Origin of the sequence: Streptantibioticus ferralitis, from assembly GCF_029223525.1 — a bacterium.
Taxonomy (GTDB): domain Bacteria; phylum Actinomycetota; class Actinomycetes; order Streptomycetales; family Streptomycetaceae; genus Streptantibioticus_A; species Streptantibioticus_A ferralitis.
On sequence record NZ_JARHTQ010000009.1, the window covers coordinates 90474 to 106478 of the forward strand.

13 protein-coding genes and 1 pseudogene are annotated in these 16005 nt (G+C 71.3%); 2 read left to right on the forward strand and 12 right to left on the reverse strand.

Annotated features, from left to right (window positions below; translation table 11 throughout):
• Window positions 1–120: 120 nt before the first annotated feature.
• The 5 genes from P2L57_RS16290 to bldG form a co-directional block, all read right to left on the reverse strand.
• Entirely contained in the window at window positions 121–1671 is a 1551-nt protein-coding gene (locus P2L57_RS16290; protein ID WP_275814932.1) for a DUF7059 domain-containing protein, read from the reverse strand.
• A 168-nt stretch (window positions 1672–1839) separates the two neighbouring features.
• A complete protein-coding gene (locus tag P2L57_RS16295) occupies window positions 1840–2535 on the reverse strand; it encodes a small secreted protein (protein WP_275814935.1) in 696 nt (231 codons plus the stop codon).
• Between the two features lie 215 nt (window positions 2536–2750).
• Complete coding sequence (locus tag P2L57_RS16300) at window positions 2751–5153, reverse strand: sodium-translocating pyrophosphatase (RefSeq protein ID WP_275814938.1); 2403 nt, start codon at window positions 5151–5153, stop codon at window positions 2751–2753.
• 396 nt (window positions 5154–5549) lie between these two features.
• Window positions 5550–6020 (reverse strand): ATP-binding protein, encoded by a 471-nt coding sequence (locus tag P2L57_RS16305; protein WP_275814941.1) that lies wholly within the window; start codon window positions 6018–6020, stop codon window positions 5550–5552.
• Window positions 6021–6140: 120 nt separating this feature from the next.
• Window positions 6141–6482 (reverse strand): anti-sigma factor antagonist BldG, encoded by a 342-nt coding sequence (bldG, locus tag P2L57_RS16310; protein ID WP_275814945.1) that lies wholly within the window; start codon window positions 6480–6482, stop codon window positions 6141–6143.
• 135 nt (window positions 6483–6617) lie between these two features.
• On the opposite strand from bldG, the gene sftH reads away from it, so the two are divergent.
• A complete protein-coding gene (sftH, locus tag P2L57_RS16315; protein WP_275814948.1) occupies window positions 6618–8984 on the forward strand; it encodes a DEAD/DEAH box helicase in 2367 nt (788 codons plus the stop codon).
• Between the two features lie 63 nt (window positions 8985–9047).
• Here sftH and P2L57_RS16320 read toward each other — a convergent pair.
• The 7 genes and pseudogenes from P2L57_RS16320 to ssd all read right to left on the reverse strand — a co-directional run.
• Window positions 9048–9323 (reverse strand): annotated as a pseudogene (locus P2L57_RS16320) (Rv3654c family TadE-like protein); the annotation flags it as partial.
• Window positions 9320–9703, reverse strand: a complete 384-nt coding sequence (locus P2L57_RS16325; RefSeq protein WP_372515727.1) for a TadE family type IV pilus minor pilin — start codon at window positions 9701–9703, stop codon at window positions 9320–9322. The gene P2L57_RS16325 and the pseudogene P2L57_RS16320, both read right to left, overlap by 4 nt.
• Complete coding sequence (locus P2L57_RS16330; protein ID WP_275814954.1) at window positions 9690–9905, reverse strand: DUF4244 domain-containing protein; 216 nt, start codon at window positions 9903–9905, stop codon at window positions 9690–9692. The genes P2L57_RS16325 and P2L57_RS16330 overlap by 14 nt, the downstream gene beginning before the upstream one ends.
• Window positions 9906–10065: 160 nt before the next feature.
• Window positions 10066–10848 (reverse strand): type II secretion system F family protein, encoded by a 783-nt coding sequence (locus P2L57_RS16335; RefSeq protein WP_275814957.1) that lies wholly within the window; start codon window positions 10846–10848, stop codon window positions 10066–10068.
• Window positions 10845–11777: a type II secretion system F family protein gene (locus P2L57_RS16340; protein ID WP_275814960.1), complete on the reverse strand. Its 933-nt coding sequence runs from the start codon at window positions 11775–11777 to the stop codon at window positions 10845–10847. Before P2L57_RS16340 ends, P2L57_RS16335 begins: the two co-directional genes overlap by 4 nt.
• On the reverse strand, window positions 11774–12970 hold the full coding sequence (locus tag P2L57_RS16345) for a TadA family conjugal transfer-associated ATPase (protein WP_275814963.1): 1197 nt from the start codon (window positions 12968–12970) through the stop codon (window positions 11774–11776). Before P2L57_RS16345 ends, P2L57_RS16340 begins: the two co-directional genes overlap by 4 nt.
• On the reverse strand, window positions 12967–14016 hold the full coding sequence (gene ssd / locus P2L57_RS16350; protein ID WP_275815326.1) for a septum site-determining protein Ssd: 1050 nt from the start codon (window positions 14014–14016) through the stop codon (window positions 12967–12969). Before ssd ends, P2L57_RS16345 begins: the two co-directional genes overlap by 4 nt.
• 954 nt (window positions 14017–14970) lie before the next feature.
• Between ssd and P2L57_RS16355 the strand changes: the two genes are divergently transcribed.
• Window positions 14971–15795 carry an HAD family hydrolase gene (locus P2L57_RS16355; RefSeq protein WP_275814966.1) on the forward strand — a complete coding sequence of 275 codons (825 nt, stop codon included), beginning with the start codon at window positions 14971–14973 and terminating at the stop codon, window positions 15793–15795.
• The last annotated feature ends 210 nt before the right edge of the window (window positions 15796–16005 follow it).

A 16005-nucleotide genomic window follows, 5' to 3' on the forward strand; every position in this document is an offset into this window, starting at 1 on the left:
CCCCCGTGTCAAACGGGAAAAGTCCACAACGCCACTCGAACGGTAACCCGACAGTCGGGCTTTCTGCCCCACGGCCCACCCTGCCGGATGGCTTCCGGCCGCGCCCGCGCACCGCCCCGGTCAGTCCATCGGCTCGATAAATCCCTGTTCAACGAGGAGGCGGATAGCGGCCGGGGTGCGGTCGCGCAGTACGACCGGATCTTCCCCGAGCAACTGCGCGATCGCGTCCAGAATCCGTCCGGCGGTCAGTGTCCCGTCACAGACTCCGGCGAAGCCGGCGCCGACCGTGTCCACCTTCGTAGCCCGTCGCATACCCCGATTTGACCTGAGCACAACATGCTCGGGGTCCTCGGAACCGGGCAGTCCGACCTGTTCCTGGACCACCTCGTCGGCCAGCCGGAAGCGGGCCGCGAGCAGTGCCGCGTCGTCATGGGCGCGCAGGAAGTCCTGGCGTTCGAACCACCTCTTGATCTCCGGGCCCAGCGGCTGCTCGACCGGATGCGGCCACTCCTCCGCTGTGACGGACGGCATATCGGAACCCGAGTTCCGCAGCGTGATCCAGCCGAATCCCACGCCCTTGACCCTGCGGCGTTCGAATTCTTCCAGCCATGCGTCGTACCGGGCCGCGTAGCCGGCCGGATCGGAGCGGTGGTCGCCGCCGTCGCGCAGCCACAGTTCCGCGTACTGCGCCGGGTCCTGCACCTCGCGCTGGACGATCCACGCGTCACAGCCGGATGGCACCCAGGAGGTGACGCGTTCCCGCCAGTCCTCGCCGTCCACGTGTTGCCAGTTGGCGAGCAGCTGGCAGTAGCCGCCCTCGGTGAGATGGTCCGCCGCCTGTCGCACCAGCGTGCGGCACAGATCGTCGCCCGCCATACCGCCGTCGCGGTAGACGAAACGCTCACCCGGGGAGATCACGAACGGCGGGTTGGAGACGATCAGATCGAACCGCTCCTCACCCACCGGTTCGAACAGGCTGCCCAGCCTCAGGTCCGCCTCCCGCACCCCGGAAAGCGCGAGGGTGAGCCGGGCGAAGTGCAGGGCGCGCGGGTTGACGTCGGTCGCGGTGACGCGGGAGGCGTGCGGGGAGGCGTGCAGCGCCTGGATGCCGGAGCCGGTACCCAGGTCCAGCACGCGCGACACCGGGTTGCGGATGGTGATCCCGGACAGCGTCGTGGAGGCGCCACCCACACCGAGTACGAGCTCGGAACGGTTGACCGTGGCGCCCCCGGCCCCGATCCCTCCCGCCCCGCCCACCGCGCAGCCCAGGTCGGACACGATCCACCAGTCCTCGCCGGACTCGCCCGCGTAGGGGCGTACGTCGACGGTGGCCCGCACGCCGTCGCCGTCCTCCGCCACGGGGCACAGCCAGCCGTCGGCGAGGGCGTCCTCCAGCGGGAGCGCGGCGCGGGCCTGCTCCCTGGAAACCGGCTGCTGCAACAGGAACAGCCGGACGAGGGTCTCCAACGGGCTGCCGCCGCGTGTCCCGCGCAGCGCCGGAACGGTCTCGCTACGGGACAGCGCCGTGTACGCCGTGACGCCGAGCAGATCGAGACAGCCGTCGGCGGTGAAGGCGGCGGCCCGTAGCGCGTCGCGCAGACGGGCGGTGCGGTCGGGGTCCGCGATCGGGAGGCCGGGGACGCTGCTGGCACTGAGGCTGTTCTGGCTCACGGTGTCATTCTCCCGGACATGGACCCGGCCGGGCGCCCCCTGAACGGGTCACCCGGCCGGGCCGTGGCCCGACGTCCGCCGGTCAGCCCATTCAGGGCGCGCCCGGCGGCACGGGGCGCGCCGGACGGATCCCGGCCGCGACCGGCGCTCGGCCCGTCACGGCCGCGCTCAGCTCGACTTGGACGGCGCGGCGGAGGCCGAGCCGGACGGGTGCGAGGAGGGCTTGGCGGACGGGTGCGCCGACGAGCTCGCCGACGGCGTCTGGGAGCTTTCGGGGTTGCCCGCCGCGCCGGAGGGTGAGTTCGCGGCGCCCGCCGCGGGGGACGGCTTCTGGCAGCCGGGCTGCTTGGCCATCGCCTTGCCGACGTCACCGGACTGCAACTTGTTCAGCGCGTCGTCGCCGCTCTTGCCGACGTTGCTGAGTTGGCCGACGACGCCCTTGAGGCCGTCCGCGAACTTGCCCTGGTCGCTGGTGTTCAGACCATCGACGTCCTTCTTGAGGGTGCCGTACGCGCCAGCCGTGTCGTTCAGCTGCTTGACGGCGTTCTGCTGCAGCGTCGCTCCGTTGTTGACGGGCGGTGCACCCGCCTTGTCCACCGCGTCGGCCAACGCCTTGTACGCGCTGGAAATCTGCGAGAACGCCGCCGAGTCGGTGTTCTTCACGTCCTCGGGCTTGTGGTCGCCGCTGGAGACCGACGCGATGGAGTTGCTGGCGTCCTGAATCTTCTTCAGCTGGGGTTGCACCTGGTCGCAGACCGACTTGGCGTACTTGTCGACCTTGTCGTTCGAGCTGCTGCTGCACCCCGCGAGCGCCAGCGTCAAAGTCGCCGCACCGGTCGTTACGGCCATGAGCTTCTTGTTCACCGGGTGAGTCCCTTCCGTGGCTCTACGGCCCCGGAACATACACGGAGAACCGGGAGCGCTCGCGAGTCGATCAACCGGTACGCCCGGTATCACCGCCAATTGCACCACGCCAAGGGCGCCAAGTGACGCTTCTCGCACGGGGGCGGGGGGCGGTGCCCACACCACCCCCCCCCCCCCCCCCGCCCCGGTATTGACGCTGTGCCGGAGCTCCCGGGTTAGGACACCACCGCCGGGTCGGCCGAACGGGCAGCCTTCTCGCTGTTGTCTTCGTCACCCACGGCGATTCCGCGCCGCTTGGAGACGTAGACCGCACCGGTGATCACGGCCAGTGCGAGGGCCGCGACACCGATGCGCAGCGGCAGGCTCGCCTTGTCCCCGTAGGAGTAGGTGACGATGGCCTGCGCGATGAGCAGCGAGACCAGGTTCATCACCTTCAGCAGCGGGTTGATGGCCGGTCCCGCGGTGTCCTTGAACGGGTCACCGACCGTGTCGCCGATCACCGTCGCGGCGTGGGCGTCGCTGCCCTTGCCTCCGTGGTGGCCGTCCTCGACCAGCTTCTTGGCGTTGTCCCAGGCACCACCGGAGTTGGCCAGGAAGACCGCCATCAGCGTGCCCGTGCCGATGGCGCCCGCGAGGTACGAGCCGAGCGAGCCGACACCGAGCGCGAAGCCGACGGCGATCGGCGCCAGCACCGCCAGCAGCCCGGGCGTGGCCAGCTCGCGCAGCGCGTCCTTGGTGCAGATGTCCACCACCCGGCCGTACTCCGGCTTCTCGCTGTAGTCCATGATCCCCGGGTGCTCACGGAACTGGCGGCGCACCTCGAAGACCACCGAACCCGCCGACCTGGACACCGCGTTGATGGCGAGCCCGGAGAACAGGAAGACGACCGCCGCGCCGAGCAGCAGCCCGACGAGGTTGTTCGGCTGCGAGATGTCCAGGCTCAGGGCCAGACCGTGGGCGGCCGGGCCGACGCTGTCCTTCGCCGTGTTGATGGCGTCGGTGAACGAGCCGAACAGCGCGGTGGCGGCCAGCACCGCCGTGGCGATGGCGATGCCCTTGGTGATGGCCTTGGTGGTGTTGCCGACCGCGTCGAGGTTGGTGAGCACCTGGGCGCCCTCGCCCTCGACGTCACCGGACATCTCGGCGATGCCCTGTGCGTTGTCGGAGACCGGGCCGAAGGTGTCCATCGCCACGATCACGCCGACGGTGGTGAGCAGACCGGTACCGGCCAGCGCCACCGAGAACAGCGCCAGCATCAGCGAGCCGCTGCCGAGCAGGAACGCGCCGTACACGGCCAGGCCGATCAGCACCGCCGAGTAGACCGCGGACTCCAGACCGAGCGAGACCCCGGCGAGCACCACGGTGGCCGGGCCGGTCAGCGAGGTCTTGCCGACATCGCGTACCGGACGGCGGTTGGTCTCGGTGAAGTAGCCGGTGAGCTGCTGGATGAGGGCGGCGAGCACGATGCCGATGGCGACCGCGACCAGGGCCAGGATCCGCGGGTTGCCGCTGTGGCCGGTGATCGAGGCCGGAACGCCCTTCAGATCGGCGAAGCGCGCGGGCAGGTAGACGAATACCGCGGCCACCACGAGAGCCAGGGAGATCGCCGCGGAGATGAAGAACCCGCGATTGATCGCGGTCATTCCACTTCGATCACGGCGACGCGGCGCGACGGCGAAGATTCCGATCATCGCAGTGATCACACCGATTGCCGGGACGAGCAGCGGAAATGCCAGCCCTGAATTACCGAAGGCGGCCTTGCCCAAGATCAGTGCGGCGACCAGGGTCACCGCGTAACTCTCGAACAGGTCAGCCGCCATACCGGCGCAGTCGCCGACGTTGTCGCCCACGTTGTCCGCGATGGTCGCGGCGTTGCGCGGGTCGTCCTCCGGGATGCCCTGCTCGACCTTGCCGACCAGGTCCGCGCCGACATCCGCGGCCTTGGTGAAGATGCCGCCGCCGACCCGCATGAACATCGCGAGCAGCGCGGCTCCGAAGCCGAAGCCCTCCAGCACCTTCGGGGCGTCCGCCTTGTAGACGAGCACGACCACGGACGCGCCGAGCAGGCCGAGGCCCACGGTGCACATGCCGACCACACCGCCGGTACGGAAGGCGATCTTCATCGCACGGTGCGAGACGGTCGTCAGGTCGGCCGCGGGGGCGTCGGGGCCCGGCGTCGCCGCGCGGGCGGCGGCGGCCACCCGGACGTTGCTGCGTACCGCCAGCCACATGCCGAGGTAGCCGGTGGAGGCCGAGAAGACGGCACCCACCAGGAAGAACGCCGAACGCCCGATGCGCTGCGTCCAGTTGTCCGCGGGCAGCAGCATCAGCAGGAAGAAGACCGCGATGGCGAACACGCCGAGGGTGCGCAACTGCCGCTTGAGGTAGGCGTTCGCGCCTTCCTGTACGGCAGCGGCGATCTGCTTCATCGCCTCGGTGCCCTCGTCGGCGGCGAGCACCTGGCGGACCAGGGCGACCGCGACGAACAGCGCGACAACGGCGACGGCGGCGATGACCAGTACGAGGTTGCGGTTGCCGCCGGTCAGTACGGCCGCCGCTGCGAGCGGTGGGTGAAGCTGGGTCAGGTCCTGCACGTGAGGGGTGAGAGGCCCCGCCATTCGTCCTCCTTGACGTTTGGCACGTGGGCGCGCGGCTCCTGCGACTGCAACAGCCGCGGCGCTCAGGCTGCTTGAGCTAACTGAGCAAAGATGGACGGATTGTAGGTAGTGGGAACGGATCAAAACAGAGCGCAGGAACGAGAATTCGCCGGTGACGCGCGTGCGGTACGGGCTGGCAATTTTCGGAAGCGTTCCAGAAATCACCGCTTACGGTGAACGGCGAGGCGCCGGGTAGACCCCGAATTGATCACTGGTATTGATCAAGGGGTTGACCGCGGAGATCTTGAGCGCACCGTGGGCGCGTCCCGGGCACACGAAAAAGGCGCCCCGCAGGGCGCCGGATGATCGGGAAGATCGAAAGTCGAGAACCGGGGGCGGGCGGCCGACCCGCCCGCGCTACGGGAGCTCGACCGTGGGCGTGGTCGGCCAGCTCATACGGATGACGCCGCCGCCCGGCCCGGAGACGACCTCGACGTCGTCCACCAGCCCGCTGATCACCGCGAGGCCCATCGTGCCCTCGTCCTCACCCTCCTCGGACCCGGACTCCCCGGAAGCCCCGGGGGCCGGGTGCCCGGAGGCCTCATCACCGGCGCGGGCCCCGGGCCCGGAAGGTGTCTCCGGCACTTCGTCCCCGACCTCGATGGAGAACTTCTTCTCCTCCTCGGTCAGCACGACGCGCACCGGCATGTCGACACCGTTGCTGCGGTGCAGCCCGACCGCGCGCGTGCAGGCCTCGCCGACGGCGAGCCTGACCTCGTCGAGTACGGCCTCGTCCACCCCCGCACGGCGCGCCACCGCGGCCGCCACCAGGCGTGCGGTGCGGACGTGCTCAGGCAGGGCGCTGAAGCGCAGTTCAACGGTGGCCATGGCCTCCCCCTCGGGCGAACGCGGGCGTGCTTGACAGGGGTCCGGGCTCCCAGCCAGGCCCGGTACCCCCGTACTCGGTCAAACAACGGAGATCACACTGACGACGCTACGCCGTCAGGGTCAGTCCGTCGCCGAGACAGCCTCTTGCACCGAGGTGTGGATCGGGAACACCTTGGTCAGACCGGTAATGCGGAAAATCTTCAGAATGCGCTCCTGGTTGCACACCAGTCGAAGCGAGCCCTCATGGGCGCGCACGCGCTTGAGCCCGCCGACAAGCACACCAAGGCCGGTGGAGTCGAGGAAGTCCACGCCCTCCATGTCCACGACCAAGTGGTAGCTGCCGTCGTTGACGAGCTCGACCAGCTGCTCGCGCAGCTTGGGCGCGGTGTATACATCAATCTCGCCACCGACCTCGACGACCGTACGGTCGCCAACGGTCCGGGTCGACAGGGACAGGTCCACGGATCCTCCAGCACCTTGCATCGAGCGGTCGCCCCCCATGGATCGGCAGCCGCGATGGCATTCAATCACTTACCACCGGGCGAAGACGACGCCTTGAAGCGATTGTCCGTCATGCCGGTGACACACTGAGTGCCGATGGCCCACGATGATCCACCGCAGCCTACGCGCGGTCGCCCAGCCCCAGCCACGGTCCTGCACCGGCTCGCCACCGGGGCGGGCCGCGCCGCGCGTATCACTCATACGGAGCACCTGCCCCCTAGGACCGGTCGGCATGCCGATTGGCCTGATCAGATCCGCTCCGAAGTGATCGACGCGATCCGTGCGGCCGGGATCGCCCGTCCCTGGGAGCACCAGGCCCGGGCCGCGGAGCTGGCGCTACGGGGCGAATCCGTGGTCGTCGCCACCGGAACGGCGTCCGGAAAGTCACTCGGATACCTGGCCCCGGTGCTCAGCGCGCTGCTGGACGGCTCGGAGGCGCCCAATGGGCGTGGCGCGACGGCGCTGTATCTCGCCCCGACGAAGGCGCTCGCCGCCGACCAGCGACGAGCCGTGGCCGATCTGGCCGCCCCGCTCGGCACCGCCATCCGGCCCGCGGTCTACGACGGCGACACGCCGTTCGAGGAGCGCGAGTGGGTCCGCCAGTACGCGACGTATGTGCTCACCAACCCCGACATGCTGCACCGCGGCATCCTGCCCGGCCATCCCCGCTGGTCCTCCTTCCTGCGCCAGCTGGCGTATGTGGTGATCGACGAGTGCCACACCTACCGGGGCGTGTTCGGCTCGCACGTCGCCCAGGTGCTGCGGCGGCTGCGCCGGGTGTGCGCGCGTTACGGCGCGGATCCTGTCTTCCTCCTCGCCTCGGCCACCGCCGCCGACCCCGCCGCCGCGGCGGGACGGCTCACCGGAGTGCCGGTGACCGAGATCACCGACGACGCGTCCCCGCGCGGCGAGCTGGTCTTCGCCCTGTGGGAGCCGCCGCTGACCGAACTGAGCGGGGAGCGCGGCGCGCCGGTGCGCCGTACCGCGACCGCCGAGTCGGCCGACCTGCTGACCGACCTGGTGGTCCAGGGCACCCGCACGGTGGCGTTCGTACGCTCCCGGCGGGCGGCCGAGCTGATCGCACTGCTCGCACAGGACAAGCTCAGCGCGGTCGACCGCTCGCTCGCCGGGCGGGTCGGCGCCTATCGCGGCGGTTATCTGCCCGAGGAGCGCCGGGCGATCGAGCGGGAGCTGCACAGCGGCCGCCTCCTCGGCCTCGCCTCGACCACCGCCCTGGAACTGGGCGTGGACATCTCCGGTCTGGACGCGGTGCTGCTGGCCGGATATCCGGGCACCCGGGCCTCGCTGTGGCAGCAGGCGGGGCGCGCCGGGCGGGCGGGCCAGGGGGCGCTGGCGGTGCTCATCGCCCGCGACGATCCGCTGGACACCTATCTCGTGCACCATCCGGAGGCGCTGTTCGACCGGCCGGTGGAGTCCACCGTGCTGGATCCGGACAACCCCTATGTGCTGGCACCCCACTTGTGCGCGGCCGCCGCCGAACTCCCGCTCACCGAGGCCGACCTCGCGCTCTTCGGCCCCGAAGCACTTGATCTGATACCCCAGTTGGAGAAGCGCGGTCTGCTGCGGCGCCGTAGGGACTCCTGGTACTGGACCCGGCGGGAGCGCGCCGCCGACCTCACCGACATCCGCGGCGAGGGCGGCCGTCCCGTCCAGGTGGTCGAAGCGACGACCGGACGGCTGCTGGGCACCGTCGACCCGTCCGCCGCGCACGCCACCGTCCACGACGGTGCGGTCCACCTCCATCAGGGACGCACCTACCTGGTGAACCACCTTGACCTCGACGACAACGTGGCGCTGGTCGAGGAGGCCGATCCGCCGTACTCCACGATGGCCCGCGACACGACCGCCATCTCCATCCTCGGCACGGAGACCGAGGAGCCGTGGGGTGAGGCCCGGCTGTCCTTCGGCTCGGTCGAGGTGACCCATCAGGTCGTCTCGTTCCTGCGTCGCAAGCTGATCACCGGCGAGGTGCTCGGCGAGACCAAACTCGATCTGCCGCCGCGCACGCTGCGCACCAGGGCGGTGTGGTGGACCCTCACCGAGGACCAGTTGGAGCGGGCCCGCATTCATCCGGAAGAGCTGCCGGGCGCCCTGCACGCGGCGGAACACGCCTCCATCGGCATCCTGCCGCTGTTCGCGACCTGCGACCGCTGGGACATCGGCGGGGTCTCCTTCCCACTGCACCCCGACACGGGCCTGCCGACCGTCTTCGTCTATGACGGCCACCCGGGCGGTGCGGGCTTCGCCGAACGCGCCTACCGGACCGCGCGGGCCTGGCTCACGGCGACGCGCGAGGCGATCGCCGCGTGCGAGTGCGAGTTCGGATGCCCTTCGTGCATCCAGTCCCCCAAGTGCGGAAACGGCAACGACCCGTTGGACAAGCCGGCCGCGGTACGCCTGCTGGACTGCCTGCTGGCCGCCGGCATCGGCGACGCCGGCTGACTGCGGCCCCGCACGGGCGCGCACCTGGGCCGGGCCCATCGGCACTGGTAGCCCGCCGCCCCGCACCTCCGCCACCACATCGGCCACCGCGCCTCGCACCGAGCAGGACACCAGCCGCGCGCCCTGTGCCACGGCCACCCGCTCCGCGCCCCGGCAGGCCGATTCCTGGCCGTCCAGCGCATGGTCCGCGGCCGCGAGGGCGGCCAAGTCGGCGGCGGCGCCCGCCCGATGGCGTACCGCGACCGCCTGACCGAGCGCGAGCAGGGCGGCGAAGACCGTGCACAGCGCTCCGGCGAGCACCAGCGCCCAGATCGTGGCCGACCCGCGGTCCCGGCTCACCGGACCGTGTCCTCTGCCAGCGCCGCCGCCTCCGCGCCGACCGTGGCCGAGAGCAGCCCGGCCAGCCGCCCCGGCCCCAGCGACCGTGCGGTCACCCGCACCCGCACCAGGTCCCCGTCCCGCCGCAGATCGACAACTGCCCCGCGCGGAGCGGCCGTTGCCGCCGCCGCCAGCGCGGCGGACCGTGGCTCGGATCGTGCGGCGGCCCGTGCCCCGGCGCGGGCGGCGTCCACGCACCGGATCTGTGCGGCCGCCGTCATCAGGCCCCACAGCAGCATCGCGGTGAACACCACCAGCACCGGGACCACCACCGCCGCCTCGGCGGTCACATAGCCGGTGTCGCCGGACACCTGATGTACGGCAGGCTCAGAAGGAGACATCGAGCGCCCTCTTGATCATCCCGCTGAGCGCCGAGCTCACCGCCCCACTGGTGACGACCTTGTACAGCACGGCCGCGAAGGCACAGGCCGCCAGCGTGCCCACGGCGTATTCGGCCGTGCTCATTCCGGCGTCCGCGGCCGCCCCGCGTACCCCGCTCCATCGGCCGCGCAGCCGACCGACGATGCTTACCGCTGCGAACATCTCTCCCCCTGAGGTTTGTTGGGTTGTGTTGTGTGCCGTGAGTGGCAGATGTGCCTTATGGGGATGGCGCGTTGTGATCCGCGCCAAGTCCTCCGTGAGTTGTGGTCCCGTCCGTTCGGTCCGTCCGTCCCTGCGTGCGTGTCCGCAGTGCGGTACCGCATCACCTCGCTCGTGTCATCGCCTCCGCCAGTCCGATCACCACCGGAACCACGCCGATCACCAGGAACGCCGGAAGGAAGCACAGGCCCAGTGGCGCTGTGGCCACCACTCCGGCGCGGCGCGCCCGGCTGTTGGCCGACCGGCTCCGCTCGGCGCGGCATTCAGCGGCCAGCCGCGAGACGGCGGCGACGGGCGGCACTCCCGTGGTGGAGGCACGCGCCATCCAGCTCCCAAGTCCGGCCGCTCCAGGGAGCGTTCCCAGCCGGATCCAGCACTGGATCGGGTCGGCGCCGAGCCGTAGCTCCGCCGCGACCCTGCGCAACGCCTCACCCAGCGGCCCGTCGAGGGTGCGGCCCACCGCGTCGGCGGCGTCCGCCGGGGCGGCCCCCGCCGTCAGGCAGGCGGCCAGCAGATCTGCCGCGAACGGCAGTTGGCGCCCCGCGCCGCGCGCCTCGTCGGCGGCTGTCCGCCTGGGCCTTCGCTGCCAGCGGCGTATGCCGTACGCCCCGGCGACTCCAGCCGCACACCCGATCGGGCCGCCCACCACGACGGTGAGCCCGATTCCGGCCGCCGCCGGTCCCGCCCACTCATGGAGCTTCCGCTGGGCGACCAAGCGCAGTCCGGGCCACGGCGTACGCCGGATGCGTTCGACGCCGAGCAGCCGTTCGCGGCGCCGTCTGGCCGCCCGCTCGCGGTGCGCCGAGACCAGTGCCGCCGCTGTGCACAGGGCAGCCGCCACCAGCGCCCCCGCCGTCCCCAGCCTGTGGACAACATCCCCGCTCATGTCGCCTCCTGTGCCGCGCTGACGATGCGGGCGGTCCATGCCAGCCCGGCCCACTCCAACGCACCGCCGCTCAACAGGCAGCCGAGCCCGGTCGGGGTACGCAGCAGCACCCGCAGCGGATCGGCGCCGAGAGTGGCGCCCAGCACCACACCGAAGACCGGGAGCAGTGCGAGCATCACGGCGGTCGAGCGCGGACCCGCCAACTGAGCCCGCAAGTCCTCCCGTTGATCACGCTCGGCCCGTAGGGCGGCCGCCACCCGGTCGAGGCCGTCGGCGAGTCCGGCGCCGCCGTCCACCGACACCTCCCAGCACGCGGCGACCCCCGCCAGCCCCTCGGCGCCCGGCCTGGCGGCCGCCTCCCGCAGTGCGGCCGCCACATCACCGCCGAAGCGGGCCGCCGCCAGCAGCGGTGTCACCCACTCCGCCGTGCCGGGACCGTCCGGCCCACGCAGCCGTTCAACTGCCTCGGCCAGCGCGGCGTCCGGCGGTCGGCCAGCGCGCAGATCTCCGGCGACAGCGGTGCACAGACCGGCTACCGCCTCCTGCCAACGCTCAGTCGCCAGCCGCCGCGCCCGGACCCGCAGCAGGCGCCGGACGTACGGTGTGGCGAGCCCGCCGACCAGCGCCGGGACCGGCGAGTGGGCGAACAGCGCCAGCGCCGTCCCAGCCACCGGGCACCACACCTCACGACCGAACCGGAATCCCAACCGGTCCTCGATGCCCGCTCTGCCCCGCCGCAGCCCGGCTCGCGCTCGGCCTCGATAGGCCCGCCAGCGCATCACGCCCAGAGGGGCCGCGGCGGCCCGGCCGCCGTCCGCGAGCATCAGCCGGGCCCTGCGTGCCGCCTCGTCCTGCCGGTGCAGCCGCCACACGGCGCCAGCCGCGCAGACCGCCGCGCACCACACCGTGAGCAGTTCGGCGCCCCTCATCGGGCACCTCGCTCACACAACGCGGCCAACCGCGGCCAGCCGCGCTCCCGCTCATAGCGGCCGTCGGCGCCGCGCAGCACGGCCGGAACGGTACCGACGAGCCCGCCGCTGTCCCGCTCCAGTACGTGGATCTCGGCGACCCGGCGCTGCCCGGACCGGTCACGGACCAGATGGACGACGACCGAGAGCGCGGCCGCGAGCTGGCTGTGCAGCGCCGCGCGCCCCAGCCCGGCCGTGGAACCCAGCGCCTCCAGTCTGGCGGGGACATCGCAGGCCGCGTTGGCATGCACGGTTCCACAGCCGCCCTCGTGCCCGGTGTTGAGCGCGGAGAGCAGGTCCAGCACCTCGGGCCCGCGCACCTCGCCGACCACCAGGCGGTCGGGCCGCATACGCAGTGCCTGCCGGACGAGGTCCCGCAGCGTCACGATGCCGACGCCCTCCTGGTTGGCTGGGCGGGTCTCCAGCCGCACCACATGCGGGTGTTCGGGCCGCAGCTCCGCCGAGTCCTCGGCGAGCACGATCCGTTCGCCCGTTCCGACCAGCCCGAGCAGCGTGCTCAACAGCGTTGTCTTTCCACAGCCCGTCCCGCCGCTGACGAGGAAGGACAACCGGGCGTCGACCACCGCTCGCAGCAGCCGCGCCGCCTCGGCGTCCACGTTGCCCGCCTCGACGAGCTCGGCGAGGGTGAAGGCGCGGGTCCGAACCACCCGCAGGGACAGGCATGGCGCGCCGATCGCGACGGGTGGCAGCACCGCGTGCAGCCGGGTGCCATCCGGCAGCCGTGCGTCGACCCAGGGACGGGCGTCGTCCAGCCGCCGACCGGCCGCTGTCGCAAGACGCTGTGCGAGCTTGCGGACGGCCGCCGCGTCGCGGAACCGGATCCCGGTCCGCTCCAGGCCCGAGCCGCGGTCCACCCACACTTCATCCGGCCCGTTGACCAGTACGTCCGTAACCCCGGGTTCGGCCAGCAGTGGCTCAAGCAACCCGGCACCCACCATCTCGGAGCGCAGCGCCCGGACCACCCCGAGCACGGCGGTGTCGCCGAGCAGCCGTCCCTGAGCACGTAACGCGGCGGCGACCGCCGCCGGTGTGGGTTCGCGCCCGGACTCGGCCAGCGTGAGTCGCACCGCGTCGAGCAGCGCCGCACGGTCGCCCGGGTCGGTGCGGAGGCGTGGGGTGTCGATGGTGTTCATACGGCCACGCTCCCGCCGCTGGGCAGTGCCTCGGCGAGGAACGCCGTACAGAACCTGGCGAGGGGTCCGCGGCCGTTGCCACCGGGCGGCCTACCGCCATTGACGGCTTCCAACAGCCCGTGTTCCGGTGGGAGTTCCCCGGCGAGCCGCAGCCCCAGCAGCCGAGCGATCTCCTCGTCGTCGAGGCCGGAGGGGTAGGGGCCGCGCGCCACCACCCGTAGGTCGGGCAGGATCATGCCGATCCGGGACGCCACCCGGTCGGCCGCCGCGACGGCCCGCAACTCGGCGGGGACCACGAGCAGTCCGACATCGGCCTGGGAAAGCGCCTCGACCACGCCGTCGTCCACCCGGCGCGGAAGGTCCACCACGACCACCCCGCCGCGCCGCCGGGCGGCGCCGAGGACCGAGCGCATCGCGTCCGGGGTGATGACGACCGAGTCGCCGCGGTCCCAGCTCAGCACGCTGAGATCGTGCAGCCGAGGCAGGGACTCCTCCAACGCTCCGCTGCTGACCCGGCCCTGGGACTCGGCGAGGTCGGGCCACCTCAGACCCGCGGAACGCTCACCGCCGAGCAGTACGTCCAGTCCGCCGCCCAGTGGATCGCCGTCGATCAGCATCGTGCGGCGCCCGCCGCGCGCTGCGGTCACCGCGAGCGCGCAGGCGAGGGTGCTGGCCCCGGCGCCGCCCCTGCCGCCGACCACGCCGATGGTCAGCGCCGGTTCGCCAACGCCCTCCGCGGCGTCGGCGATCCGGTCCACCAGCCAGCTCTCGGCGTCGGGCAGGAACAGCACATGGTCGGCGCCGATGCCCACCGCCCGCCGCCACACGCCCTGGTCGTCGAGGTCCCGTCCGATGAGCAGGACTCCGGAACGCCGCTGCATACCGCGCAGGGCCACCGAGCGGTCATCACCGACGAGGATCAGCGGCGCCGATGCCCAACTTCCGGGACTGGCCGGCGAGCCGTAGGCGACTTCCGGCTCCACGCCCGCGGCCGCGCACAGCCGCAGCAGATCATCGAGCAGGTCCTCGTCCTCGGTGACGATCAGCGGGACCCCGGCCCTGAGCGCGCGGGGGACACGGCCCGGCCGTGGCTCCGTACGCCCGGGCCGCGGGTCCGACCCAGTCGGCCCCGGTCGCGGCTCTGGCTCCGCGGGTTCGGGCCGGACACTCCGCTTCCGGTCTTCCACGGACGCCGGTGGCGTTTTCTGCTCCCGGTTCTCGGCGGGTTCCCCACTCCGATCCCCAGCCAGATCCCCGGCCTCCCGGGCTCGGCACCGTTCCCTGCCGCGCGGCACGGTCTCCCGGCCGCAGTCTTCCGGTTCCCCGTTCCGATCCCCCGCCTGCCGAGCCTGCCCGCGCCGCAGCGCGACCGGACTCCACTCCTCCTCTTCCTCGTTCAGCTGTGCGGGCTCCTGGGTCTGGCCACGGGAGACCGCACTGCGCGGACCTGGCCGCTTTTCCTTTGGCGTTTGGCCCGCCCGTCCAGTCCGGCCGATCCTCCCGGTCCGTTCTGGAGTGTCCGGTGAGATGGATTCGGTCATGGCCCCCTCACTTCCCTCGCTGATACCGCGTACCTCGCGGGCCTTCTTGCCTCGCGGTTCTTCACGGTGGAGGAAGACCAGGAATCGAGTGGATCTTGGTCAAAAACAGGGGATAACTCGACGGTTGTGGATAACTCCGCCACTCACACGGGTGAGTTCTCCGCGATAGCGCAACGATTACGGACCGTCACGCGTCGTATGTGTCACCAGACAGGGAGGGGCAGAGAAATGATCATGAAAAATGCGGCGGCCGAACCGGCCAGGCGGTGTGAAATGTACCCGGACATGCGACGACCCCCGCCGGGGGGGAGAGCGGGGGTCGTCCCCACGGCCGACTCGGGGGGGGAGGAGCCGGACCGGGTTAGCACGGTCGCGAACGATCCGTGACTTCCATGGTGTACCCGAAGGCCTTCTCAGGCAAACCCACGCGCCTGAGCTTACGCCGAATGGTGGGTGCCTATGCTCGTCCTCGTGGAAAACCACTCCTTGCCGCGAACAGCCGCCTTCTTCGATCTCGACAAGACGGTCATCGCGAAGTCGAGCACCCTGGCCTTCAGCAAGTCCTTCTATCAAGGCGGACTGATCAACCGTCGGGCCGTGCTGCGCACTGCTTATGCCCAGTTCGTCTATCTGCTCGGAGGTGCGGACCACGATCAAATGGAACGTATGCGGGAGTATCTGTCGGCGCTCTGCCGTGGCTGGAACGTCCAGCAGGTACGGGAGATCGTCGCCGAGACGCTGCACGACCTGATCGACCCGCTCATCTACGACGAGGCCGCCTCTCTGATCGAGGAGCACCACGCCGCCGGTCGCGACGTGGTCATCGTGAGCACCTCGGGCGCCGAGGTCGTCGAGCCGATCGGGGCGATCCTCGGCGCCGACCATGTGGTCGCCACCCGCATGGTGGTCGAGGACGGCCGCTACACCGGAGAGATCGAGTACTACGCGTACGCCGACACCAAGGCGAAGGCGATCGCCGAGCTCGCCGAGACCGAGGGATACGACCTCGACCGCTGCTACGCCTACAGCGACTCGGCGACCGATGTCCCGATGCTGGAGTCGGTGGGGCATCCGTACGCGGTCAACCCGGACCGTGCGCTGCGCCGCGAGGCGATCGCGCGGGAATGGCCGGTGCTGACGTTCAGCCGCCCGGTCCGGCTACGCCAGCGGATTCCGTCGATGCCGAGCCGCCCCGTTCTCGCCGTGGCCGCCGCGGCGGGGGCCGTCGCCACCGCGGGCCTCGTCTGGTACGTGTCCCGCCGCCGCAAGCCCGTAATGCCCTGAGCGCACCATTAGTTGTTCCTTGAGGCTAAAAGTAAAGAACTGCGGCCGGGGGTTCCGCTTCCCCGGGGCGCGGAGTAGAAAGGACTTGACGGCCCGCGAGACCACGGACATCCGAGAGGAACCCCGTTGAATCAGGCCCCACGGACCGAAGCACGAACGCTGGGCACCCACGCGAAGCCAGCCCGCTGACCGGGTTAGCCGCACCAGGTG